The following is a 22,260-nucleotide window of genomic DNA, read 5'->3' on the forward strand; positions in this document are numbered from 1 at the left end:
CGGACACAACAGGAAAGCACCGCCATGCACACCATCGCCCGAATCACAGTCCTCACACTGGCCCTGGGCTTGAGTGCATGTGCGGTGCAACGACCGGAACCGACCACCAACCTGCCGCCGATCCCGCCTTCGCAACCCAGTCCGACCCCGTCGACCTCGCCGACCCCAGGCAAAAGCATCCCGGCAAAACCGGCCAAGCCGGTCCCGCGCACCTCGGCCAGTTTCGCTCCACCGCCGGGCGGCAACAGCCACTGGGACCAGAAACTCGGCGTCTACGTCCTCGACGACCAGACCAACACTTTCTACCGCCAGCGCACCTACTACCGCTGGAACAACGGCTGGAGCCGCTCGGTCAGCCCCAACGGCCCGTGGGAAGACACCAACATCCACGGCGTGCCCCCGGGACTGGGCAAGCAGTTTGGGCAGTAAATGAAAACGGCGATCTTTGGATCGCCGTTTTGCTGTGTGCCTGTTGGGTTCGCACAGAAATTGCTCAAGGAAGTGCTGCGTAAAGCTCAGGGTCTAGCGTTTCAATCACACTCTGTAAAACAACCGGACGTCGCTCTGTGGATTTTCGTGCTTGAGTAAAGATAACTCTAGGGTTACTTTTAATGGGCCGAGGCAAGGAGGCTATTGGTGCAAAGCAGGTTATTGATCAAGGAGCTGGAGGAGGCGGGTTGGACGCTGGACCGGATTACCGGCAGTCATCACATTTTCAGGCACCGTTACAACCCTTACACGATTCCCGTTCCTCATCCGAAAAAGGATTTGCCGTTGGGGACAGTCAAAAGCATCAGGAGACGTGCCGGGTTGTACAACCCGCCAGCCAGTTTCGAAGGAGATCCATAATGCAATATCCAATCTGTATCGAGTGGGGAGACGAGAATACTGCCATCGGTATTCAGATCCCCGATATTCCCGGCGCCGTTACAGCAGGGGATAGCTTTGAAGATGCCTACAACGCGGCAGTTGAAGTCGCCCACATCCTGCTGCAGGAGATTGCGGCGGACGGGGAGTCGATTCCTATGCCGACTTCGGCATCCGCTCATCGCAGTAATCCGGACTTTGCCGACATGGGGTGGGGCATGCTCGAGCTGGACATTTCGCCCTATCTCGGCAAGACCGAGAAGGTCAACGTAACGCTGCCCGGTTATGTGATTCAGCGCATCGATCGTTATGTGCGCGAACACAATGTCAAAAGCCGCTCCTCCTTTCTGGCGGACGCGGCGATGGAGAAACTGGTTCGTTATTAAGCTTCATCGCTCCCCCAGACTCAGTGAGTAACCTGTGGGAGCGAGCCTGCTCGCGAAGCTTTTGAAGCCTTACGCCGTCGCCAGTGAACCACGCTGCGAAACACTCAAAAACCGCAACAATGCCAACAGCGGGAACGCACTGCCGACAATCACGATCCACAACCAGCCGCCATGCTCATACACCGCACTGGCCACCGACGAGCCGAAGGCGCCGCCGATAAAGATGCTGGTCATGTACAGCGCGTTCAGACGACCACGGCTTTTGGCGTCCAGCGAGTAGACTGCGCGCTGGCCGAGGACCATGTTCATCTGCACGCAGAAGTCGAGCACCACGCCGGTCACGGCCAGGCCGATGACGCTGTAGGCCGGATGAATGAACGCCGGCAGGAAGCTCAGGCTGGCAAATATCATCGCCAGCAGCGAAGCGATGCGGGTGTGGCCAGCGTCAGCCAGACGTCCGCTGATCGGCGCGGCGATGGCACCGATGGCGCCGACCAGGGCGAAGATCGCGATTTCGCTTTGCGACAAGCCATGGTTGCGCGCCAGTTCCAGCGGCACCGCAGTCCAGAACAGGCTGAACGTGGCGAACATGCAACCCTGATAAAACGCCCGTTGGCGCAACACCGGTTGTTGGCGCAGCAGGGTCCACAGCGAACCGATCAACTGGCCATACGTGGCGCTGTGATCGGGCTGGCGCTTGGGCACGGTCAGCGCCAGTACCACGCTGATTGCCGCCATCAATGCGGCGGCAATCATGAACATCGCCCGCCAACCCAAATGGTCGGCGACTACGCTCGATACCGGTCGTGCCAGCAGGATACCCAGCAACAAGCCGCCCATGATCCCGCCGACCACCCGGCCACGGGATTCTTCCGGTGCCAGGTGCGCAGCCAATGGAATCAGGATCTGCACCGACACCGAACTGAAGCCCACCAGCAACGAGATCAGCAGGAAAACGTTCGGCTGATCGGTAAACGCCGCCGCCAACAGGCTGGCAATCGCCACCACGGTGGTGATGATCATCAAACGGCGGTTTTCCAGCAGATCGCCCAGCGGCACCAGAAAGAACAGGCCCAGCGCATAGCCAATCTGCGTCAGCGAGACGATGAAACTGGCCATGGTGTCGGAGAGGCCGATGTCCGGCGCGATCAGGCCGATGATCGGCTGCGCGTAGTAAATGTTGGCAACGATGGCGCCGCAGCAGAAGGCGAACAGCAGCACCATGCCTCGGGTCATTGCGTGAGTGGTGGTGGTCATAAGGTTTCTCGATCCAGCGAAAGAATGCGCTAAGGCTATGGGGCAAACCGGATGGGCAGAAGACGCCTTCGGTTGATATCGGTTATTCCGTTGCGCAATGACGGGGTGCTAGCAGTGTGTCATCCATCGGCGGACCTTGCGTCCGACCGTTGCGGGTCGATGATACATTCACTTACATCCTGTTCGATAGCGTGCTTATGTTTGTATTGGCTTGTTCAACATTCATGACCGGAGGATTGCAATGAAGCTTCGTCTTATCGCAACGATTGTCCTGACTAGCCTGCTCGGCGCGATGAGCGCACAGGCCGCCGACGCACCGGGGATGCGCCTCGGTGTGCGCGGCGAGATTACCGGGGTCAGCGCCGACAGCCTCAAAGTCCACGTCAACAGCGGCGAGAACGTGGTGATTCAGTTGACGGGTGACACTAAAGTTCGCGCGGTCACCCTGGCCAATATCGAGGACATCAAACCCGGCAGTTACATTGGTTCGGCGGCGATGCCTCAGGAGGATGGCACGCTCAAGGCACTGGAGGTGCATGTGTTTCCGCCGGAACTGGCGGGCAGCGGCGACGGCCATCGGCCGTTTGATCTGGCCAAGGGCAGCAGCATGACCAATGGCAGCGTCGGCGATTTGGTGGTGAGTAACGGGCGAGTGCTGACGGTGAACTACAAGGGCGGGCAGCAGAAAATTCTGGTGCCGGAGGATGTGCCGATCGTCAAGCTGGTGCCCGGGGATCGGAGTTTGCTGAAGGTCGGGGTGAAGATTGTTACGTTCGTCACGCAGGGTGCGGATGGCACGCTGACGGCGCAATCTATTTCTGCGGGGAAGGATGGGGTGACGCCGCCGATGTAGAAGCCCCTCACCCTAGCCCTCTCCCGGAGGGAGAGGGGACCGATTGGGGGATGTTGAAGGAATACGCCGACCTGAAACTGCGATGCCGAATCCATAATCGATAAGGTTTCTCAGGTCGATGTAACTCGCCAGACACCTCGGTCGGCCCCCTCTCCCTCCGGGAGAGGGCTGGGGTGAGGGTAAAGCGGCCACAAAAAAGGCGACCTCTGAGGGTCGCCTTTTTCATCACGGCTTAAACCTTACTGCCCGCTATAAATCTGATCGAAAACCCCACCATCATTGAAGTGAGTCTTCTGCACCGTACGCCAGTCACCAAAGGTCTTCTCCACCGAAAGGAAATCAACTTTCGGGAAGCGATCGGTGTACTTCGCCAGCACCGCCGGGTCACGTGGACGCAGGTAGTTTGCCGCAGCAATCTCCTGGCCTTCCGGCGACCACAGGTACTTCAGGTACTCATCCGCCGCCGCACGCGAGCCTTTCTTGTCGACCACTTTATCGACCACAGAAACCGGCGGCTCAGCCTCTGCCGAAACACTCGGATAGATCACTTCAAACTGATCACGACCAAACTCGCGGGCAATCATTTCCGCTTCGTTTTCGAAGGTCACCAGCACGTCGCCGATCTGGTTGGTCATGAACGTGGTGGTCGCCGCACGGCCACCGGTATCGAGTACCGGCGCTTGCTTGAACAGTTTGCCGACGAAGTCTTTGGCCTTGCTCTCGTCGCCACCGTTCTTCAGCACATAACCCCAGGCCGACAGGTAGGTGTAGCGGCCATTACCCGAGGTTTTCGGGTTTGGCACGATCACTTGCACGCCGTCCTTGAGCAGATCCGGCCAGTCTTTCAGCGCTTTCGGGTTGCCTTTGCGGACGATGAACACGGTGGCCGAGGTGAACGGTGCGCTGTTGTTCGGCAGACGCGTGACCCAGTTTTCCGGGACCAGTTTGCCGTTGTCGGCGAGGGCGTTGATGTCGGTGGCCATGTTCATGGTGATGACGTCAGCCGGCAGGCCGTCGATCACCGAACGCGCTTGCTTGCTCGAGCCGCCGAAGGACATCTGCACGGTGATGTTTTCGTTGTGCTCGGCTTGCCAGTGTTTCTGGAACGCAGTGTTGTAGTCCTTGTAGAAATCGCGCATCACGTCGTAGGAAACGTTGAGCAGCGTCGGGGCTGCCTGAGCGATGTTGGCCAAGGCCAGGCCGGCGGCGAGAAGTGAGGCGCCAAAGAGTTTTTTCACTGCGCATTCCTTGTTTTATCGGTGTAGAAGCAGGGGGTGATGTTCAATTGCCACTGACTATAACGGCGCGCGCATAGTCGTTTAAAGATTAAAAAGCTCTTTGCTTATTCCAGTTTCTTGAACAGCGCATTGCCGCATCGCGAGCAAAAAGCGGCGCCATGTTCATGGCTGTTTTTCTTGCACACCGGGCAATCGTGTTGCAGCTGTTCGCCGCGCATGGCGTTGGCCAGTTCGGCGGTGAAAATCCCGGTCGGCACGGCGATGATCGAGTAACCGGTGATCATCACCAGCGACGAAATCACCTGACCCAGCGGGGTCTTCGGCACGATGTCGCCGAAGCCCACGGTGGTCAGCGTGACGATCGCCCAATAGATGCCTTTGGGAATGCTGGTGAAGCCATGCTCGGGGCCTTCGATCACGTACATCAGGGTGCCGAACACCGTCACCAGGGTGCAGACGCTGACCAGAAACACCACGATCTTCTGCTTGCTGCCGCGCAGCGCCGACATCAGATAATTGGCTTGCTTGAGGTACGGGCTGAGCTTGAGCACGCGGAAAATCCGCAGCATGCGGATGATCCGGATAATCAGCAGGTACTGCGCATCGCTGTAATACAGGGCGAGGATGCCCGGCACGATCGCCAGCAGATCCACCAGCCCGTAAAAGCTGAAGGCGTAGCGCAACGGCTTGGGCGAGCAGTACAGACGCAGGATGTACTCGCCGAGAAAGATGATCGTGAAGCCCCACTCGATGTAGGCCAGCACGTCGGCATAGTTCTGGTGAATGCTGTCGATACTGTCGAGCATCACGATCACCAGACTGGCGAGGATGATCAACAGCAGGATGCCGTCGAAGCGACGCCCGGCGAGGGTGTCGCTCTGGAAAATCATGACGTAAAGCCGTTCGCGCCAACTGTTGCTGCTGTCCATGGATAACGCCTGAATCGAAGATCAGCGCAGCCTAGGTTGATTCTCCCCGTGAGCGCAAGGCGCACGCTCGACGGTGGCTTTGCCGAGCATCTGAATCCCGGCGCGGATCAGCCAGCCGGCGAGGATAAACGGCGCGGTCAACTCGGCGAGGCCGACGGCGGCAAACAGCGGTGTAACCAGCAGCGCTAACACGATGCCGACTAGCGGCAGCCAGGGTTGTTGGCGTTGCGCGGAAAAGGCGAGGGCGGCGAGTACGGCGTTGTAGCTGCCGAGGCCTAACAGTGCAGCACTGGTTTCGTGGTGCAGCAGACTGGAGCCGAGGCCGATCGCCGACGCCAGCAGCGCCCAGCAGAATGCACGGCGATCAGCGATCAGCAAGCCGATGGCGATCAATGCGCCGGCCAGTGGATGACCGAGGAACATCACCTGACCCAAGCCGCGCAGTTCAGCGGCGAGCAGGTTCAGCGTGTTCATCTCGATGTGCGCCATCGGCGCCGACGGCTCGGCGAACAGCAGGAGGATCCAGCTCATGGCCACGAACGGCGAGGTGTAGGCCGGTATGGAGCGGCTGTTGTAGACGTGTTTGAGCCATTGCTGTGTGACCATTGCGCTCAAGCCGCCAGCGGCAAGAATCAGCGGTGGCAGCATTGGCGACCAGGGGAAATACAGGCTCAGCAGCAGGCCGAGCAAAATGCCGTTGTAGCTGAACAGTCCCGCCTGGCGATCAGCCTTGGCGTAGTTGCGCCGTTGTGCGGTGAGCAATCCGGCGACGGCACCGAGCAGCGCACCGGCGAACAGCACCGGTGCTGTCAGCAGGATCGCCAACAGGCACAGCAGGCCGCACAGCGGATGGCGCTGAAGGAATATCTGACTGAAACCGTTGAGCAAAGCCTCGGCCCAGTCGGGGCAGTGGGTGTTGAAATGATTGGCAGGCATGGCAGTTCTGAAAGTCAGTGAAACCGAGGCGCCTGCATCGCCAGCAGGCTGGCTCCCACATTGAATCTTTGTTCAGTCATTGAGTTTGTGATGCACACAAATCAACTGTGGGAGCGAGCCTGCTCGCGAAGAGGCCGGTACAGGCGCTAAATCAACGTTTCGATCCGCAGCGAGTTAGTCGACCCAGGCTGCCCGAACGGCACACCCGCAGTGATCAGCAGCGTGTCGCCGCGCTCGGCCATACCCTGCGCCTGGGCGATTTCCAGCGCGGTCGAGCAAACCTCATCGACCTGACGCAGGCGATCGTTGACCACCGAATGAATGCCCCACGCCACGCTCAAACGCCGTGCGGTCTGCAGGTTCGGCGTCAGGTTGAGGATCGGCGCTTTCGGCCGTTCCCGCGCTGCACGCAAACTCGACGCACCGGACTCGCTGTAGTTGACCAGCACCGCCACCGGCAGCACGTTGCTGATGCGCCGGATCGCGCAGCTGATCGCATCGGAAACGGTCGCTTCAGCTTTCGGCCGGCTGACGTCGAGCTGGGTCTGATAGTCCGGACCGTTTTCCACCTGGCGAATGATCTTGCTCATCATCTGCACCGCTTCCAGCGGGTATTCACCGGACGCGGTTTCCGCCGACAGCATCACCGCATCGGCGCCTTCGGCCACGGCGTTGGCAACGTCAGTCACTTCGGCGCGGGTCGGGGCAGGGGAGAAGCGCATCGACTCAAGCATCTGCGTCGCCACCACCACCGGTTTGCCGAGTTCGCGGCAGGTGGTGATGATGTTCTTCTGAATCTGCGGCACGCTTTCGGCCGGTACTTCAACGCCGAGATCGCCACGGGCAACCATGATCGCGTCGCTCAGTTCAGCGATTTCGCGCAGTTGCTCAACGGCCGAAGGCTTCTCGATTTTCGCCATCAAAAAGGCTTTGTCGCCGATCAGTGCACGGGCTTCGATGATGTCTTGCGGGCGTTGCACAAACGACAGCGCGACCCAGTCCACACCCAGTTCCAGACCGAAGCTCAAGTCACGACGATCCTTGGCAGTCAGTGGGCTGAGGTCGAGCACTGCTTGCGGCACGTTGACGCCTTTGCGATCCGACAACTCGCCGCCGTTGAGCACGGTGGTGTCGATCGCGTCAGCGTATTTGGTGACCACACGCAGACGCAGTTTGCCGTCGTCGAGCAGCAGGTCCATGCCCGCTTCCAGCGCTTCGATGATTTCCGGATGCGGCAGATTCACCCGACGCTCATCGCCCGGTGTCGCGTCCAGATCCAGGCGGAATGCCTGACCACGATGCAACTGCACTTTGCCGTCAGCGAACTTGCCGACGCGCAGTTTCGGCCCCTGCAAGTCCATCAGAATGCCCAGCGGGTAGTTGAGCTGGCGCTCGACTTCGCGGATCCACTGATAGCGCTTGGCGTGGTCGGCGTGATCACCGTGGCTGAAGTTCAGGCGGAAGATGTTGACCCCGGCTTCGACCAGTTCACGGATGTCTTCGATGCCATCGACAGCAGGCCCGAGGGTGGCGAGGATTTTGACCTTTTTATCAGGCGTCATGATTTGCAGCTCTCAAGGATCAGAATGGCGCGGAAGTCGTTGACGTTGGTGCGGGTCGGCTCGGTGACGATCAACGCATCGAGCGCCTCGAAATAGCCGTAGCCGTTGTTGTTATCCAGCTCGTCGCTGGCGCTCAAACCGAGGGCGGCGGCGCGGGCGTAGCTGTCCGGGGTCATGATCGCGCCGGCGTTGTCTTCCGAGCCGTCGATGCCGTCGGTGTCACCGGCCAAGGCGTAAACCCCGGGCTGGCCTTTGAGGCTGTCGGTGAGGCTAAGGAGGAACTCGGCGTTGCGCCCGCCACGGCCATTGCCGCGCACGGTCACGGTGGTTTCGCCGCCGGAGAGAATCACGCATGGTGCCGCCAATGGCTGGCCGTGATGGATGATCTGGCGGGCGATGCCGGCGTGGACTTTTGCCACTTCGCGCGACTCACCTTCGAGGTCGCCGAGGATCAGCGTGCTGAAACCGGCCTGACGGCATTTCACCGCCGCAGCGTCCAGCGATTGCTGAGGTCGAGCGATCAACTGGAAGTGGCTGCGCGCCAGGCTTGGATCACCGGGTTTGACGGTTTCCGACTCAGGGCTTTGCAGCCAGGTGCGTACCGAAACCGGAATCTCGATGCCGTAGCGTTTGATGATCGCCAGCGCTTCGGCGGAGGTGCTTGGATCGGCCACGGTCGGGCCGGAAGCGATGACCGTGGCGAGGTCGCCCGGTACATCGGAAATCGCGTAGGTATAAACAGTGGCAGGCCAGCAGGCCTTGCCCAGACGCCCGCCCTTGATCGCCGAGAGGTGCTTGCGCACGCAGTTCATCTCGCCGATGGTCGCGCCGGATTTGAGCAGGGCTTTGTTGATCGATTGCTTGTCGGCGAGGGTGATGCCTTCGGCCGGCAACGCCAGCAGGGCAGAGCCGCCACCGGAGAGCAGGAAGATTACGCGGTCGTCCTCGGTCAGGTTGCTGACCAGTTCCAGCACGCGTTTGGCCACGGCCAGACCGGCGGCGTCCGGTACCGGATGCGCGGCTTCGACCACTTCGATTTTTTCGCACGGGGCGCCGTGACCGTAACGGGTCACCACCAGGCCTGTGACTTCACCTTCCCAGCAGCGCTCGACTACTTGCGCCATGGCAGCAGCGGCTTTGCCGGCGCCGATGACGATCACCCGACCGCTGCGATCAGCAGGCAGATGGGCTTCGAGGACCTGGTTCGGATGGGCCGCGTCGATGGCTGTGGCAAACAGCTCGCGCAGCAGTTGTTGCGGATCGACCGACATGGCGGGCTCCCGGAATTCTTGTTATTCGAAAGGGCGGTAGAGATCCCTGTGGGAGCGAGCTTGCTCGCGAAAGCGGTGGATCAGTCAATATCCATGTCGACTGACACGCCCTCTTCGCGAGCAAGCTCGCTCCCACAGGTTTAAGCGGTGGGGCAGTGGCTTATTTGTTGTCGCGAATCGAGAAGTTGGCCATGTGCTCCAGACCCTTGATCAGCGCCGAGTGGTCCCAGTTGCTGCCACCGATGGCCGCGCAGGTGCTGAACACTTGCTGGGCGTTGGCGGTGTTTGGCAGGTTGATGTTCAGCTCTTTGGCGCCTTGCAGGGCCAGGTTCAGGTCCTTCTGGTGCAGGCTGATGCGGAAGCCTGGATCGAAAGTGCCTTTGATCATGCGCTCGCCGTGCACTTCAAGAATCTTCGAGGAGGCGAAACCGCCCATCAGTGCTTCACGCACCTTGGCTGGATCGGCACCGTTTTTCGAAGCGAACAGCAGGGCTTCAGCGACGGCCTGAATGTTCAGGGCGACGATGATCTGGTTGGCGACTTTGGCGGTCTGACCGTCGCCATTGCCACCGACCAGAGTGATGTTCTTGCCCATGGCCTGGAACAGCGGCAGCGCGCGTTCGAAGGCATCGGCGTCGCCACCGATCATGATGCTCAGAGTCGCGGCTTTGGCGCCGACTTCACCACCGGACACCGGTGCGTCGAGGTACTGCGCGCCTTTCTCGTTGATCTTGGCGGCGAACGCCTTGGTCGCGGTCGGCGAGATCGAGCTCATGTCGATAACGATTTTGCCTTTGCTCAGGCCGGCGGCAACGCCGTCGGCGCGGAACAGTACGTCGTCGACCTGCGGGGTATCCGGGACCATGACGATGATGAATTCAGCCTCCTGCGCCACTTCGCGCGGGTTGGCCAGGGCGACGGCGCCAGCGGCGACCAGGTCGGCCGGGGCGGCGTCGTGGTGCGCGGACAGGAACAGGCTGTGACCGGCTTTCTGCAGGTTCGAAGCCATTGGGTGGCCCATGATGCCGGTGCCGATAAATCCGATTTTAGCCATGAGAAAATCCTCTTGTTTTTGTCTTGCTCAAGCAAATAGGGGGAAGCTGTTGCCTTTATGTAGGAGTGAGCCTGCTCGCGATTCAGGCGCTGAGGTACATCAGGTGTACCGAGGTGAATTCATCGCGAGCAGGCTCACTCCTACAGGGGATCTGCGTCAGATTGCGTTATGGGTTTTCAGCCAGCCGAGGCCTGCTTCGGTGGTAGTCAGCGGCTTGTACTCGCAACCCACCCAACCCTGATAACCGATGCGATCGAGGTGTTCGAACAGGAAGCGGTAGTTGATTTCACCGGTGCCTGGTTCGTTGCGCCCCGGGTTGTCCGCGAGCTGCACATGGTTGATCTCGCCCAGGTGCGATTGCAGGGTGCGGGCCAGATCGCCTTCCATGATTTGCATGTGATAGATGTCGTATTGCAGGAACAGATTGGCGCTGCCGACCTGCTCGCGAATCGACAGGGCTTGCGCTGTGTTGTTCAGGTAGAAACCCGGAATGTCGCGGGTGTTGATCGCTTCCATCACCAGTTTGATGCCCGCTGCCTGCAGCTTGTCGGCGGCGTATTTCAGGTTGGCGACGAAGGTCTTTTCCACGGTGGCATCGTCAACGCCTTGCGGACGAATACCGGCCAGGCAGTTGACCTGGGTGTTGCCCAGCACTTGCGCGTAGGCAATCGCCAGATCGACCCCGGCGCGGAACTCTTCAACCCGATCCGGCAGGCACGCGATACCGCGCTCGCCCTTGGCCCAGTCACCGGCCGGCAGGTTGAACAGCACTTGGGTCAGACCGTTGGCGTCGAGCCTGGCTTTGATTTCAGCGGAGCTGAAGTCGTACGGGAACAGGTATTCAACGCCGCTGAAACCAGCCTTGGCGGCGGCGTCGAAACGGGCAAGGAAATCCTGTTCGGTGAACAGCATGGACAGGTTGGCTGCGAAACGCGGCATGGTGGTCTCCTAAAAACGGATGTGACACGGTTGGTCAGACTGAACGCGATCAAGTCCCCTCTCCTGGGGGAGAGGGTTAGGGTGAGGGGGATCCTGAGTCTGATCCGAATTTTGCGAGCACCGCAAAACCTTTCCCTCACCCCAGCCCTCTCCCAAGGGGAGAGGGGGCTAAAAGCAATCAATCAAGCAGCGAAATCGCCGTTGGCGCATCGTTGCCGACCAGCGCCAGGTCTTCGAATTCGTTGACGGCGTTGATCTCGGTGCCCATGGAGATGTTGGTCACACGCTCCAGAATGATCTCGACGATCACCGGCACCTTGAACTCTTCGATCATCTGTTCGGCCTTGCGCAGGGCAGGGGCGATTTCCGAGGGCTCGAATACACGCAGCGCTTTACAGCCGAGGCCTTCAGCCACTGCAACGTGGTCAACACCGTAACCGTTGAGTTCCGGCGCGTTCAGGTTATCGAAGGACAGCTGCACGCAGTAGTCCATTTCGAACCCGCGCTGGGCCTGACGGATCAGACCCAGGTACGAGTTGTTCACCACGACGTGGATGTACGGCAGTTTGAACTGAGCGCCGACCGCCAGTTCTTCGATCATGAACTGGAAGTCATAGTCCCCCGACAGGGCCACGACTTTCCGGCTCGGATCGGCCTTCACCACGCCCAGCGCTGCCGGAATGGTCCAGCCCAACGGGCCGGCCTGGCCGCAGTTGATCCAGTGACGCGGCTTGTAGACGTGCAGGAACTGCGCGCCGGCAATCTGCGACAGACCAATGGTGCTGACGTAGCAGGTGTCCTTGCCGAACACCTGGTTCATTTCTTCGTAAACGCGCTGCGGCTTGACCGGCACGTTGTCGAAGTGGGTCTTGCGATGCAGGCTGGCTTTACGCTGCTGGCAGTCTTGCAGCCAGGCACTGCGGTTTTTCAGCTTGCCGGCGGCTTGCCATTCACGCGCCACTTCGATGAACACGGTCAGTGCTGCAGCGGCGTCGGAAACGATGCCCAGATCCGGCGTGAACACACGACCGATCTGCGTGCCTTCGATGTCGACGTGAATGAACTTGCGACCTTCGGTGTAAACGTCAACCGAACCGGTGTGACGGTTGGCCCAACGGTTACCGATACCCAATACCACGTCGGCTTTCAGCATGGTCGCGTTGCCGTAACGGTGCGAAGTCTGCAGGCCAACCATGCCCACCATCAGTGGGTGGTCGTCCGGGATGGTGCCCCAGCCCATCAGGGTCGGGATCACCGGGATGCCGGTCAGCTCAGCGAATTCAACCAGCAGATCGCTGGCGTCGGCGTTGATGATGCCGCCGCCGGCCACCAGCAATGGACGCTCAGCCTGATCCAGCAAAGCCAAAGCCTTCTCGACCTGAACGCGGGTCGCAGTCGGTTTGGCCAGCGGCAGCGGCTGGTAGGCGTCGATGTCGAATTCGATTTCGGCCATCTGCACGTCGAACGGCAGGTCGATCAGCACGGGGCCAGGACGGCCGGAGCGCATTTCAAAGAACGCTTTCTGGAACGCGTAAGGCACCTGGCCCGGTTCCAGAACAGTGGTCGCCCACTTGGTGACTGGCTTGACGATGCTGGTGATGTCGACAGCCTGGAAGTCTTCCTTGTGCATACGGGCGCGGGGTGCCTGGCCGGTAATGCAGAGGATTGGAATCGAGTCGGCCGAGGCGCTGTAGAGCCCGGTGACCATGTCGGTACCGGCAGGGCCGGAAGTACCGATGCACACGCCGATGTTGCCGGCCTTGGTGCGGGTGTAGCCCTCGGCCATGTGCGAGGCGCCTTCAACGTGGCGAGCAAGGACGTGATCGATGCCACCGACCTTCTGCAAGGCGGAGTACAGCGGGTTGATGGCAGCGCCCGGGATGCCAAAAGCGGTATCAACCCCTTCACGGCGCATCACCAGAACGGCGGCTTCGATTGCTCTCATTTTGCTCATGGTTTTGTGCCTCTTTACGTTTTGTAATTGTATACAAGTGGCTTTGCGCAGAGTGTATTCACGGCGGACGGCGCAGGTCAATCCATTTTCTCAAGCGCCTGTTTCATTCGTCGGAAGCCTGTCGGACTGTGGCTTTTCGTCGCATGTGGCGCTTTTCGAGAATTATTGTATACAAAAAAATAACTCATTGTGTTCTATTTGTTGCATCGGCCTGCGGCAGAAAACCGCAGGCCCACGACTTTCCCTATAACAAAATGAGGACGGCACCATGAGCGCTTTAACCTTGAAAGTCGCAGTCAACCTGGTCAACGAAGCCATCAACGCAGGGCGCGGCATCAATGCCGCGCCGCTGACCATCGCGGTACTCGATACCGGCGGCCACCTGATCACCCTGCAACGCGAAGACGGCGCCAGCCTGCTGCGCCCGAACATCGCCATCGGCAAAGCCTGGGGCGCCATCGCGCTGGGCAAAGGCTCACGCCTGCTGGCACTCGACGCGCAACAACGCCCAGCCTTTATTGCCGCGCTGAACAGCATGGACCAAGGCAGCGTCGTGCCGGCACCGGGTGGTGTGTTGATTCGGGATCAGGCGGGGAATGTGCTGGGCGCGATCGGGATTAGCGGGGATTTGTCGGATATTGATGAGCAGGTGGCGATCAGGGCGGTGGAGGCGTTGGAGTTGAGGGCGGATGCGGGGGTGGCGGCTTGAATCTGCGTTGATTGAATAACCGCTATCGCGAGCAGGCTCACTCCTACAGGGATTTGTGTTCAGACACAAAATGTTTGAACACCCCAGATCCCTTGTAGGAGTGAGCCTGCTCGCGATTGCTATCTACCAGACACATCCTGCCAACAGTTGACCGCTCCATTTGTCTTTCCCGGTACTAGCCTTTTCATGACCTGATCACAGAGGGCAAAGGAATGCCGGATCTACCTGCTGCACATAAATTGCGAGTCGGACGCTATACCGAAGTCAGTCGAATCTATCTGTTAACCAGCACCACTTATCAACGAAAGCCGATTTTCACGAATTTTGCCTTGGGAAAACTGGTCGCTGATCAATTTCGACACGCGCAAGATTCGGGGCTGGTGAGCTCATTAGCCTGGGTAGTCATGCCAGATCATTTCCATTGGCTGATTGAATTGCGACGAGGTTCATTGAGTGAGGTGATGCAAAAAACCAAATCGCTGAGCACCAAGGCTGTCAGGCACGCTTCCGGTGGAAACAGCGTTCTCTGGCAGAGAGGGTTTCATGACCGCGCGCTGAGGCGGGAAGAAGACTTGGTGAGGATGGCGCGTTATGTCGTGGCCAACCCATTGCGGGCCGGGCTGGTGGAGAAGCTTGGCGACTATCCGCTGTGGGATGCCATTTGGGTTTGAGCTGAAACCGAGTCGCCTCGATCGCGAGCAGGCTCACTCCTACAGGGGAACGCATTCCAAATGTGGGAGCGAGCTTGCTCGCGAAGCAGTCGCCGCGGTCTATCAGTCCGGCTCACACCCCTTCAACACCAGCCGGATAATCGTTTGCGCCGCCGCTTCATAATCCGCCTCGTCCAGCTTGTCTTTCCCGGTGACTGCAGAAATCTGCCAGTCGAAGTCGGCGTAGGTCTGGGTCGCAGCCCAGATGCTGAACATCAGGTGATTAGGGTCGATCGGGGCAATTTGCCCGCGGTCGATCCAGCTCTGGATGCAATCGATGTTGTGCTTGGCCTGGCCGTTGAGTTGCTCGACCAGGTCGGCGCTCAGGTGTGGGGCGCCGTGCATGATTTCGCTGGCGAACACTTTCGAGGCGAAGGGCAGGTCGCGGGAGATGCGGATTTTCGAGCGGATGTAGCCGCTCAGCACTTCGCTCGGTACGCCGTCCGGATTGAACGGGGTCGAGGCCTGCAAAATCGGCACGATGATGCTTTCCAGGACCTCGCGGTAGAGGTTCTCCTTGGACTTGAAGTAGTAGTAGACATTGGGCTTGGGCAATCCCGCCTTGGCGGCGATGTCGCTGGTTTTGGTCGCAGCGAAGCCCTTGTCGGCAAACTCCTCACTGGCGGCACGCAGGATCAGTTCTTTGTTGCGCTCGCGGATTGTGCTCATAAACCCGGTGGTTCCTTGCCTGTTCTGGCGGTTGCGCATGGTAGCACCGGCCTCGCGCAGCGCTCAAGAATGCCCCGTGTGGTCTGTGGTCGCGTTATGCTTCGCACCATTCATACATAAAAGGAAACAGGATTCATGGCAGGAAGCAGTTTGCTGGTGCTGGTCGACGATATTGCCACTGTGCTGGATGACGTGGCGTTGATGAGCAAAATGGCCGCCAAGAAGACCGCCGGCGTACTCGGCGATGATCTGGCGCTCAACGCCCAGCAGGTCTCCGGCGTGCGTGCGGAACGGGAAATCCCCGTGGTCTGGGCCGTGGCCAAGGGTTCGTTCGTCAACAAACTGATTCTGGTGCCGTCGGCGCTGGCGATCAGTGCGTTCGTGCCGTGGCTGGTGACGCCATTGTTGATGGTCGGCGGTGCGTATCTGTGCTTTGAGGGTTTTGAGAAGCTTGCGCACAAGTTTCTGCACAGCAAGGCTGAAGACGAGGTCGAACATGCGCAACTGGCTGAGGCGGTAGCCGATCCGGCGACCGATCTGGTGGCCTACGAGAAAGACAAGATCAAAGGCGCGATCCGCACTGACTTTATCCTCTCCGCAGAAATCATCGCGATCACCCTGGGCACCGTGGCTACTGCTTCGCTGACTCAGCAAGTGATCGTCATGTCCGGTATTGCGATTGTGATGACGGTGGGCGTGTATGGACTGGTGGCGGGCATCGTCAAACTCGACGACCTCGGCTTGTGGCTGACGCAAAAGCCTGGGCAGTTGGCGAAGAAAATCGGCAGCGCCATTCTCAGTGCCGCGCCGTACATGATGAAAACCCTGTCGGTGGTCGGCACGGCGGCGATGTTCCTGGTCGGCGGCGGCATCCTCACCCATGGCGTGCCGGTCGTGCATGACTGGATTGAAGGCGTTGGCGCCGCGGCCGGGAGTGCCGGGTTTGCGGTGCCGATGTTGCTCAATGGTGTGGCGGGGATTATTGCCGGTGCGGTGGTGTTGGCGGTGGTTTCCGTTGTCGGCAAAATCTGGAAAGCCCTGAAAAACTGACATTCAACACAAAACCCTTTGTAGGAGTGAGCCTGCTCGCGATAGCGGTGTGTCAGCACTGCAAATGGTGGCTGGTACACCGCTATCGCGAGCAGGCTCACTCCTACAGTTGGTTTGTGTTGTGCCAATAAAAAGGGCCATTCAATTTTCATTGAATGACCCTTTTTTGTGCCTGCCGTTTTTACTCGGCGATCTGCAACTTACGCGCTTCGGTATACACGTAACGCACCTTTTCGTACTCGAACGGCGAGTTCATCTGGCCGTAGCGGAAGCTGGTCTGGTAGCGCTTGTCGACCGCGCGCAGGGCCCAGATTTCCGGGTGGTTGGAGCTGACTTCAGAGACGTTGAGGAAGTTGATCGCTGATTCGGCGGTGTAATCCACAGCAAGACCGGCGGTGTCGCGGATGTTCGACGGGCCGAGGATTGGCAGCACGAAGTAGGCGCCGCCCGGTACACCGTAGAAGCCCAGGGTCTGGCCAAAGTCTTCGCTCTGGCGCGGCAGGCCCATGGCGGTCGCTGGGTCCCAAAGGCCGGCAATGCCGATGGTGGTGTTGAGCAGCAGGCGCGCGGTGGTTTCCATCGAGCGCTGGCCTTTGAACTGCAACAGGCTGTTGACCAGGTTCGGCACGTCACCGAGGTTGTTGAAGAAGTTGCTTACCCCGGTACGCACAAAACTCGGCGTGATGTAGCGATAGCCATCGACCACCGGCAGGAACACCCATTGGTCGAAGCGGTAGTTGAAGTGGTAAACCCGGCGGTTCCACGACTCCAGCGGGTCGTAGACGTTCAGCGCGTTGAGCGTCGAACGCTCGAACTCGCGCTGATCCAGCCCCGGGTTGAACTTGAGTTTGGACAGCGGCTCTTTGAAGCCGTCGCTGTCGACGACGACCGGCGCGTTGGCTTTACTGTTGTCGGCCTGGGCCACGCCTGCGCAGAGGAGCGCTGCCATCAGCAGGAGATATTTAGCCACGGAAGAACTCCAGCATGGCGTCGCTGTTGACGCGGTAGTTAAGGTTGCCGCAATGGCCGCCCAGTGGATAAACGGTCAGACGATCACCGAACGTTTTACGCAGGAAACCGAGATCGCCCGGGCCGAGGATCACGTCGTCGGCGTTGTGCATCACGGCGATTTTCGGGCTGTCATGCAGGTAATCCTTCAGCGCATACAGACTGACCTGATCGATCAGTTGCAGCAGGCTGCCGCCGTCAGTGCGCGCACGCCACATCGGGATCACCTGTTCGGTCAGGTAGCAGTCGAAGTCGCACTGCAGCGCACGCTTGAGGAACGGCGTGAGGCTGGTGCCTTCTGTGATCGGGAACTTCGGCGGGGTGATCAGGCCGCGACGGTTGATCAGATCCGAGGTGAAGGCAATGTCGGCCGCCGAGAAGCGGAACGAGGTGCCGATCAGCATCGCCATCTGTTCGTTGGTCAGGTGCTGCTTGGACTGCTGGAAGTCGTAGAGCAGTGCATCGTTGAGGTCGATGTAGCCTTTCTGCTGGAAGTAGCGGGTCAACTTCGACAGCACCAGTTCATAGAACGTGGTGCTGTTGTTGATGCCTTTCACCTCGGTTTGCACCAACTTGTCGAGGTTGGTCACCGAGGTGTAGAGGTTGACCGGCGGATTGAGCAGCAGGACTTTCTTGAAGTTGAAGCTGCGGCGCGTCTCGTCCAGATGCGCGACGAAGGCGGCATCAAGGGCGCCGAGGCTGTAACCGGTCAGGTAGTACTCGGTCACCGGCAGTTTCGGGTTCTGCGCGCGCACGGCCTGCATCACTCGATACATGTCCTCGGCGTCTTCCTTGGTCACGCCCGGGGTCGCGAAGCGCGAGGCGGCGCTGATGAAGTCGAAACTGGTCGGCGACGACAATTGCACGACGTGGTAGCCGGCCTTGTAGTAGAGCTTTTTCAGGTATTCGTTGAGGGTGCTGTCATAACGCGCGCCGGTGCCGGCGATCAGGAAGATCAGCGGTGCCGGTTTGTCCTGGGTGGCGATGCGATAGGTGAGTTTTTTCACCGCCCAGAAGTTATCCGGCAGGATGAACTCTCGCTCCGGGCGCAACGTCAGGCTGCGGTCCGACTGATTGATGTCGTCGTCCAGCGGCAATTCCGGGCGCAAGTCCGGCGGCGTCGTGGCGATGGTCGCCTCGAACGGGTTGGTCAGGGGGTAGCCATAACTGGCGGCATCGATATCCACCGCCAGTGCGGACGCACTCAAAATAAGGCCGCTGAACAGCGCGGCGAAGCGCAAGGAACGGAGCATGACTAGATCCCTTAGAGGAAGGTGCCGAATGAAGTTCGCAGGCTATGACCACCGGGGTTGCGCCAAAGTGCCATGCTGCGGCACCAAACAGGCAGAATTCGGAGTAATAGTAGCTGGACGATACACTTTGCACGCCCTGAATGAACAGTTAACAGTTGTTAGTTCTTGCACACGGCTGGCGGCAGATTAAGCTGGCCGCCGATTTCCGAAGATTGGAGTGTTTCATGTCCCGCCGTTTGCCCGTGATTTTGCTGCTCGTTCTGTTGCCGTTGTGGCTGGCCGCCAGTTATGGCGCGCGTTATGGCTTTATGGAAGACGGAAAGTGGGTGGGCATCTGCGTGGATGAGGCCAGTCGCTGGGAATGTCAGGTACGGTCGAACCTGGGCTTGATGATTCACTTCAAGGTGTTGGGCTGGACGGCGCTGGGTGCGGCGTTGATCGGGTTTGTATTGCCGGGGCGGGCAGGGTGGTGGCTGGCGGTGCTGGCGCTGGTATTCGGGGCGCCGGCGCTGGCGTTGTACAACACCACGTTGGCGGTGTTTGCGTTGGTGATTGCCGGGTTGCGTCTGGTCCGCGAGTCCCGCAGCGCCTGACAGTCAGTCTTCGCGAGCAAGCTCGCTCCCACAGGGGATTTGTGTACGCCACAGATCCAATGTGGGAGCGAGCCTGCTCGCGAAGAGGCCTGATGCCGCTCTGAAGATCAGAGGCTGCGAACACGCAGGCAACGCCACAAAGCAGCCACCATCAACACACTCACCAACGCCCAACCCCACGCCTGCTGATTCTGCAACCCTTCCTGATACAGCTGCGGCGCAATGCCCGCGCCGACAATAAACGTCAGCAGGGCAATCTCCCGACGCGGCACGCTGACCGGCCGGCACAGATAAACCAGCGCCGGCAGCACGAACGCCATGCTCGCAAAGCTGCGATAACGCGGATCGAAGACCATCTCCAGCATCATTACTGCTGCGGCAAAACCTGCCGCTGCGACCAGCCAGCCCGCGCGGCGCTCCAATAGATTGAACGCCCGCTCACGCCAGCCGGCACGCGCGCTCAGCGTCAGCGCAGCGTGCGCCAACACCAACAGGTTCAACACCGTCAGCAAGCCGACCCACAACCACTCACTGGCAAACCGCGTGGTTACCCGTGCGAGATCACCCCAGGCGCCAATCGAGCAAGCGGCGAGGGCGCCCAGCAGCGGCAACACCAACGCCGAGCGCGTAGTGCGGACGCGACCGCCAAGGATCAGCGTGCCAAGAAAAATCAAACCACCGACCGCCAGCCATTCCTTCCAATAGGGGACGTTGGTCACCGGCCCGGCCAGCACGCCCTTGTCGTGACGGTCGGCATCGAACAAGCCCCAATAGCCACCGACTGCGCCTTCACTGCCGCGCTTCCACGGCTGGTCGAAGGCTTCGATCAGGTTGTAATGCCAGCCTTCCTTCTCGGCCATCGCGACAAAACCACGAATGAATTTGGCCTCATTGACCCGACTCGGCAGGGCGGTTTCGCGCTGACGGCCTTCGCTCGGCCAGCCGGTTTCGCCGATCATCACGTCTTTCGGTGCGAATTTATTACCGAACACCTGGCGCACATCCGCTACATGCTGCAGGGCGACATCGATGTTCGACGGATCATCTTCCCAGTACGGCAGCAAATGAATTGTCAGAAAGTCCACCGCTGGCGCGACTTCAGGATGCTTGAGCCAGAACTCCCAGACATCGGCGTACGTGACCGGTTGCTTGACCTGACTTTTGACCTTGTTGATCAATCGGGCCAGTTGCGCGCCGGTGACTTCCTTGCGCAGCAGCGCCTCGTTGCCGACGATCACTGCACTGACCACATCCGCGTTGGCGTTGGCCGATTTGATCAGCAGGTCGACTTCCTTTTCGGTGTCCACCGGGTTGCTGTTGACCCACGCGCCGATCATCAATTTCAAGCCGTGTTTGCGCGCCAGATCCGGCAGCGCTTCCAGGCCCGTCATCGAGTAAGTGCGTATGCACTCAAAGCGTGTCGCCAGCAATGCGAGGTCGGCGTCCATGCGCTCCGGGCGCAGTTTGAACGGCACGTCGAACGGCGATTGGTCTTTATCGAACGGGGTGTAGGAGGCGCACTGCAATTTATGCGTCGGGGTCGCGGCGTCGGGCAGGATCACCGCTTGGCCGAGGCCGTACCAGAAGCCGCCGAGGGCAAACAGCCCCAGCAGGCAGGCGAAGAGATAAGGCAGAAAAGGGAAGCGGGAAGTCGCGGACATGGTCAGGCCGAGTGGCTGCAAAGCGACGCATGTTACCTGCATTTATAGAGGGGTTGGTGGCCCGCATGATTTTGACATGCAAAGTTCGGGCGGATTATTTGGCGTCATTTATATAGCCGCGATTAATGGCCTTCTGATGTCGTTTCTCGTTGCCTTGAGGTCGCTGACAGAGCAGGTCGCTGCGGGCGTCAGGTTGATGATCGAAAGCGTCAGTACTCCGCTGATGACGAACGAGTTTGCGGTCAGGCGTGATGGGGGCGCCGTGCACCATAACAATACGTTGACGCCGCCCGTCATCCGTCGGGCGCAGCATTTCGGGGAAGTAACGATGAAGATGCGACGACTTTTAGGCGCAAGTGCTGCTTTGGTGCTTGCGATGAGTTCCACTTTCGCCAGCGCAGAAAAACAGACCCTGAACATCGGTTACGTTGACGGTTGGTCCGACAGCGTTGCGACCACCCACGTAGCGGCCGAAGTGATCAAGCAGAAACTCGGCTACGACGTGAAACTGCAAGCCGTTGCCACCGGGATCATGTGGCAAGGCGTAGCCACCGGCAAACTCGACGCCATGCTTTCGGCCTGGCTGCCCGTGACCCACGGCGAATACTGGACGAAAAACAAGGATCTGGTCGTCGATTACGGCCCGAACTTCAAGGATGCGAAAATCGGCCTGATCGTGCCGGAGTATGTGAAAGCCAAGTCGATCGAAGACCTGAAAACCGACGACACCTTCAAGAATCGCATCGTCGGCATCGACGCCGGTTCAGGCGTGATGCTCAAGACTGATCAGGCGATCAAGGATTACGGCCTCGACAAGTACTCGCTCAAGGCCAGTTCCGGCGCCGGCATGATTGCCGAGCTGACCCGTGCCGAGAAGAAAAACGAATCGATCGCCGTTACCGGTTGGGTGCCGCACTGGATGTTCGCCAAGTGGAAACTGCGCTTCCTCGACGATCCGAAAGGCGTGTATGGCGCGGCTGAAACCGTGAACAGCATCGGCAGCAAAGAACTGGCGACCAAAGCGCCGGAAGTGGCCAAGTTCCTGAAGAACTTCCAGTGGGCGTCGAAAGACGAAATCGGCGAAGTCATGCTGGCGATTCAGGACGGTGCCAAACCTGAAGCCGCGGCCAAGGATTGGGTGGCCAAACACCCGGATCGCGTGGCTGACTGGACTAAATAAAAGCCTCACCGCCTAACCCTGTGGGAGCGAGCCTGCTCGCGAATGCGATCTGTCAGTTGATGCAAATATCGACTGATCCGACGCCTTCGCGAGCAAGCTCGCTCCCACAGTTGTTTTGTGTGTACCGGAAATTGGCAAAAGTGTCATGGCGTTCTACTACTAAGGTCGTCTGTTACCGCGC

The 22,260-nt window shown here is 59.5% G+C and carries 22 protein-coding genes; 9 read left to right on the forward strand and 13 right to left on the reverse strand.

Annotation, left to right across the window (positions count from 1 at the left end):
- The first annotated feature begins 24 nt into the window (after positions 1-24).
- The 3 genes from HU754_RS09475 to HU754_RS09485 all read left to right on the forward strand — a co-directional run bounded on the left by HU754_RS09475 (position 25) and on the right by HU754_RS09485 (position 1,253).
- The gene (locus tag HU754_RS09475) at positions 25-429 is read left to right on the forward strand and encodes a hypothetical protein (protein ID WP_016987493.1); all 405 of its coding nucleotides are present in this window, start codon (positions 25-27) and stop codon (positions 427-429) included.
- A gap of 207 nt (positions 430-636) precedes the next feature.
- Entirely contained in the window at positions 637-849 is a 213-nt protein-coding gene (locus HU754_RS09480) for a type II toxin-antitoxin system HicA family toxin (RefSeq protein WP_095050205.1), read from the forward strand.
- On the forward strand, positions 849-1,253 hold the full coding sequence (locus HU754_RS09485; protein ID WP_186625199.1) for a type II toxin-antitoxin system HicB family antitoxin: 405 nt from the start codon (positions 849-851) through the stop codon (positions 1,251-1,253). The genes HU754_RS09480 and HU754_RS09485 overlap by 1 nt, the downstream gene beginning before the upstream one ends.
- A 69-nt stretch (positions 1,254-1,322) precedes the next feature.
- Here the strand turns inward: HU754_RS09485 and HU754_RS09490 are convergent, their stop codons facing one another.
- Positions 1,323-2,510 (reverse strand): MFS transporter, encoded by a 1,188-nt coding sequence (locus tag HU754_RS09490; protein WP_186625201.1) that lies wholly within the window; start codon positions 2,508-2,510, stop codon positions 1,323-1,325.
- 241 nt (positions 2,511-2,751) lie between these two features.
- Between HU754_RS09490 and HU754_RS09495 the strand changes: the two genes are divergently transcribed.
- Positions 2,752-3,363: a DUF5666 domain-containing protein gene (locus HU754_RS09495; RefSeq protein WP_186625203.1), complete on the forward strand. Its 612-nt coding sequence runs from the start codon at positions 2,752-2,754 to the stop codon at positions 3,361-3,363.
- A gap of 239 nt (positions 3,364-3,602) precedes the next feature.
- Here the strand turns inward: HU754_RS09495 and HU754_RS09500 are convergent, their stop codons facing one another.
- The 8 genes from HU754_RS09500 to gcl all read right to left on the reverse strand — a co-directional run bounded on the left by HU754_RS09500 (position 3,603) and on the right by gcl (position 13,246).
- Positions 3,603-4,601 (reverse strand): sulfate ABC transporter substrate-binding protein, encoded by a 999-nt coding sequence (locus tag HU754_RS09500; RefSeq protein ID WP_116256522.1) that lies wholly within the window; start codon positions 4,599-4,601, stop codon positions 3,603-3,605.
- 104 nt (positions 4,602-4,705) lie between these two features.
- Positions 4,706-5,530 (reverse strand): ion transporter, encoded by an 825-nt coding sequence (locus tag HU754_RS09505; RefSeq protein ID WP_016987501.1) that lies wholly within the window; start codon positions 5,528-5,530, stop codon positions 4,706-4,708.
- A 21-nt stretch (positions 5,531-5,551) separates the two neighbouring features.
- Positions 5,552-6,466, reverse strand: a complete 915-nt coding sequence (locus HU754_RS09510; protein ID WP_186625205.1) for an urea transporter — start codon at positions 6,464-6,466, stop codon at positions 5,552-5,554.
- 146 nt (positions 6,467-6,612) lie between these two features.
- A complete protein-coding gene (pyk, locus tag HU754_RS09515; RefSeq protein ID WP_186625207.1) occupies positions 6,613-8,028 on the reverse strand; it encodes a pyruvate kinase in 1,416 nt (471 codons plus the stop codon).
- Positions 8,025-9,299: a glycerate kinase type-2 family protein gene (locus HU754_RS09520; RefSeq protein WP_186625209.1), complete on the reverse strand. Its 1,275-nt coding sequence runs from the start codon at positions 9,297-9,299 to the stop codon at positions 8,025-8,027. The genes pyk and HU754_RS09520 overlap by 4 nt, the downstream gene beginning before the upstream one ends.
- Before the next feature lie 160 nt (positions 9,300-9,459).
- Entirely contained in the window at positions 9,460-10,353 is an 894-nt protein-coding gene (locus HU754_RS09525; RefSeq protein WP_007919937.1) for a 2-hydroxy-3-oxopropionate reductase, read from the reverse strand.
- Positions 10,354-10,509: 156 nt separating this feature from the next.
- A complete protein-coding gene (hyi, locus tag HU754_RS09530; RefSeq protein ID WP_095050211.1) occupies positions 10,510-11,292 on the reverse strand; it encodes a hydroxypyruvate isomerase in 783 nt (260 codons plus the stop codon).
- A 178-nt stretch (positions 11,293-11,470) separates the two neighbouring features.
- Complete coding sequence (gene gcl / locus HU754_RS09535) at positions 11,471-13,246, reverse strand: glyoxylate carboligase (protein ID WP_186625211.1); 1,776 nt, start codon at positions 13,244-13,246, stop codon at positions 11,471-11,473.
- A 268-nt stretch (positions 13,247-13,514) separates the two neighbouring features.
- Between gcl and HU754_RS09540 the strand changes: the two genes are divergently transcribed.
- Both HU754_RS09540 and HU754_RS09545 read left to right on the forward strand, forming a co-directional pair.
- A complete protein-coding gene (locus HU754_RS09540; RefSeq protein ID WP_186625213.1) occupies positions 13,515-13,955 on the forward strand; it encodes a GlcG/HbpS family heme-binding protein in 441 nt (146 codons plus the stop codon).
- 212 nt (positions 13,956-14,167) lie between these two features.
- Entirely contained in the window at positions 14,168-14,626 is a 459-nt protein-coding gene (locus HU754_RS09545; RefSeq protein WP_095126519.1) for an REP-associated tyrosine transposase, read from the forward strand.
- A gap of 102 nt (positions 14,627-14,728) precedes the next feature.
- Here the strand turns inward: HU754_RS09545 and HU754_RS09550 are convergent, their stop codons facing one another.
- The gene (locus HU754_RS09550) at positions 14,729-15,334 is read right to left on the reverse strand and encodes a TetR/AcrR family transcriptional regulator (protein ID WP_007919931.1); all 606 of its coding nucleotides are present in this window, start codon (positions 15,332-15,334) and stop codon (positions 14,729-14,731) included.
- A gap of 135 nt (positions 15,335-15,469) precedes the next feature.
- Between HU754_RS09550 and HU754_RS09555 the strand changes: the two genes are divergently transcribed.
- Positions 15,470-16,384: a DUF808 domain-containing protein gene (locus HU754_RS09555; protein WP_186625215.1), complete on the forward strand. Its 915-nt coding sequence runs from the start codon at positions 15,470-15,472 to the stop codon at positions 16,382-16,384.
- Between the two features lie 181 nt (positions 16,385-16,565).
- On the opposite strand, the gene HU754_RS09560 is transcribed toward HU754_RS09555, so the two are convergent.
- The gene (locus HU754_RS09560; protein WP_034151542.1) at positions 16,566-17,354 is read right to left on the reverse strand and encodes an MlaA family lipoprotein; all 789 of its coding nucleotides are present in this window, start codon (positions 17,352-17,354) and stop codon (positions 16,566-16,568) included.
- On the reverse strand, positions 17,347-18,645 hold the full coding sequence (locus tag HU754_RS09565) for a serine/threonine protein kinase (protein WP_099758388.1): 1,299 nt from the start codon (positions 18,643-18,645) through the stop codon (positions 17,347-17,349). Before HU754_RS09565 ends, HU754_RS09560 begins: the two co-directional genes overlap by 8 nt.
- Before the next feature lie 224 nt (positions 18,646-18,869).
- Between HU754_RS09565 and HU754_RS09570 the strand changes: the two genes are divergently transcribed.
- The gene (locus HU754_RS09570; RefSeq protein ID WP_186625217.1) at positions 18,870-19,238 is read left to right on the forward strand and encodes a hypothetical protein; all 369 of its coding nucleotides are present in this window, start codon (positions 18,870-18,872) and stop codon (positions 19,236-19,238) included.
- A 107-nt stretch (positions 19,239-19,345) separates the two neighbouring features.
- Here HU754_RS09570 and HU754_RS09575 read toward each other — a convergent pair whose 3' ends face one another.
- Positions 19,346-20,941: a glycoside hydrolase family 17 protein gene (locus HU754_RS09575; protein ID WP_186625218.1), complete on the reverse strand. Its 1,596-nt coding sequence runs from the start codon at positions 20,939-20,941 to the stop codon at positions 19,346-19,348.
- A 286-nt stretch (positions 20,942-21,227) separates the two neighbouring features.
- Here HU754_RS09575 and HU754_RS09580 point away from each other — a divergent pair, with 286 nt between their 5' ends.
- Positions 21,228-22,079, forward strand: coding sequence for a glycine betaine ABC transporter substrate-binding protein (locus HU754_RS09580; protein ID WP_034151546.1), 852 nt, complete (start codon positions 21,228-21,230; stop codon positions 22,077-22,079).
- The last annotated feature ends 181 nt before the right edge of the window (positions 22,080-22,260 follow it).

Origin of the sequence: Pseudomonas zeae (assembly GCF_014268485.2) — a bacterium.
Lineage (GTDB): Bacteria > Pseudomonadota > Gammaproteobacteria > Pseudomonadales > Pseudomonadaceae > Aquipseudomonas > Aquipseudomonas neuropathica.

What these genes read in the sequence shown, in the direction of transcription:
- HU754_RS09475 (WP_016987493.1), top strand. Translation starts at nt 25, where the DNA reads ATGCACACCATCGCCCGAATCACAGTCCTCACACTGGCCCTGGGCTTG.
- HU754_RS09485 (WP_186625199.1), top strand. Translation starts at nt 849, where the DNA reads ATGCAATATCCAATCTGTATCGAGTGGGGAGACGAGAATACTGCCATC.
- HU754_RS09490 (WP_186625201.1), bottom strand. Translation starts at nt 2,510, where the DNA reads ATGACCACCACCACTCACGCAATGACCCGAGGCATGGTGCTGCTGTTC.
- HU754_RS09495 (WP_186625203.1), top strand. Translation starts at nt 2,752, where the DNA reads ATGAAGCTTCGTCTTATCGCAACGATTGTCCTGACTAGCCTGCTCGGC.
- HU754_RS09505 (WP_016987501.1), bottom strand. Translation starts at nt 5,530, where the DNA reads ATGGACAGCAGCAACAGTTGGCGCGAACGGCTTTACGTCATGATTTTC.
- HU754_RS09510 (WP_186625205.1), bottom strand. Translation starts at nt 6,466, where the DNA reads ATGCCTGCCAATCATTTCAACACCCACTGCCCCGACTGGGCCGAGGCT.
- pyk (WP_186625207.1), bottom strand. Translation starts at nt 8,028, where the DNA reads ATGACGCCTGATAAAAAGGTCAAAATCCTCGCCACCCTCGGGCCTGCT.
- HU754_RS09520 (WP_186625209.1), bottom strand. Translation starts at nt 9,299, where the DNA reads ATGTCGGTCGATCCGCAACAACTGCTGCGCGAGCTGTTTGCCACAGCC.
- HU754_RS09525 (WP_007919937.1), bottom strand. Translation starts at nt 10,353, where the DNA reads ATGGCTAAAATCGGATTTATCGGCACCGGCATCATGGGCCACCCAATG.
- hyi (WP_095050211.1), bottom strand. Translation starts at nt 11,292, where the DNA reads ATGCCGCGTTTCGCAGCCAACCTGTCCATGCTGTTCACCGAACAGGAT.
- gcl (WP_186625211.1), bottom strand. Translation starts at nt 13,246, where the DNA reads ATGAGCAAAATGAGAGCAATCGAAGCCGCCGTTCTGGTGATGCGCCGT.
- HU754_RS09540 (WP_186625213.1), top strand. Translation starts at nt 13,515, where the DNA reads ATGAGCGCTTTAACCTTGAAAGTCGCAGTCAACCTGGTCAACGAAGCC.
- HU754_RS09545 (WP_095126519.1), top strand. Translation starts at nt 14,168, where the DNA reads ATGCCGGATCTACCTGCTGCACATAAATTGCGAGTCGGACGCTATACC.
- HU754_RS09550 (WP_007919931.1), bottom strand. Translation starts at nt 15,334, where the DNA reads ATGAGCACAATCCGCGAGCGCAACAAAGAACTGATCCTGCGTGCCGCC.
- HU754_RS09555 (WP_186625215.1), top strand. Translation starts at nt 15,470, where the DNA reads ATGGCAGGAAGCAGTTTGCTGGTGCTGGTCGACGATATTGCCACTGTG.
- HU754_RS09565 (WP_099758388.1), bottom strand. Translation starts at nt 18,645, where the DNA reads ATGCTCCGTTCCTTGCGCTTCGCCGCGCTGTTCAGCGGCCTTATTTTG.
- HU754_RS09570 (WP_186625217.1), top strand. Translation starts at nt 18,870, where the DNA reads ATGTCCCGCCGTTTGCCCGTGATTTTGCTGCTCGTTCTGTTGCCGTTG.
- HU754_RS09575 (WP_186625218.1), bottom strand. Translation starts at nt 20,941, where the DNA reads ATGCAGGTAACATGCGTCGCTTTGCAGCCACTCGGCCTGACCATGTCC.
- HU754_RS09580 (WP_034151546.1), top strand. Translation starts at nt 21,228, where the DNA reads ATGAAGATGCGACGACTTTTAGGCGCAAGTGCTGCTTTGGTGCTTGCG.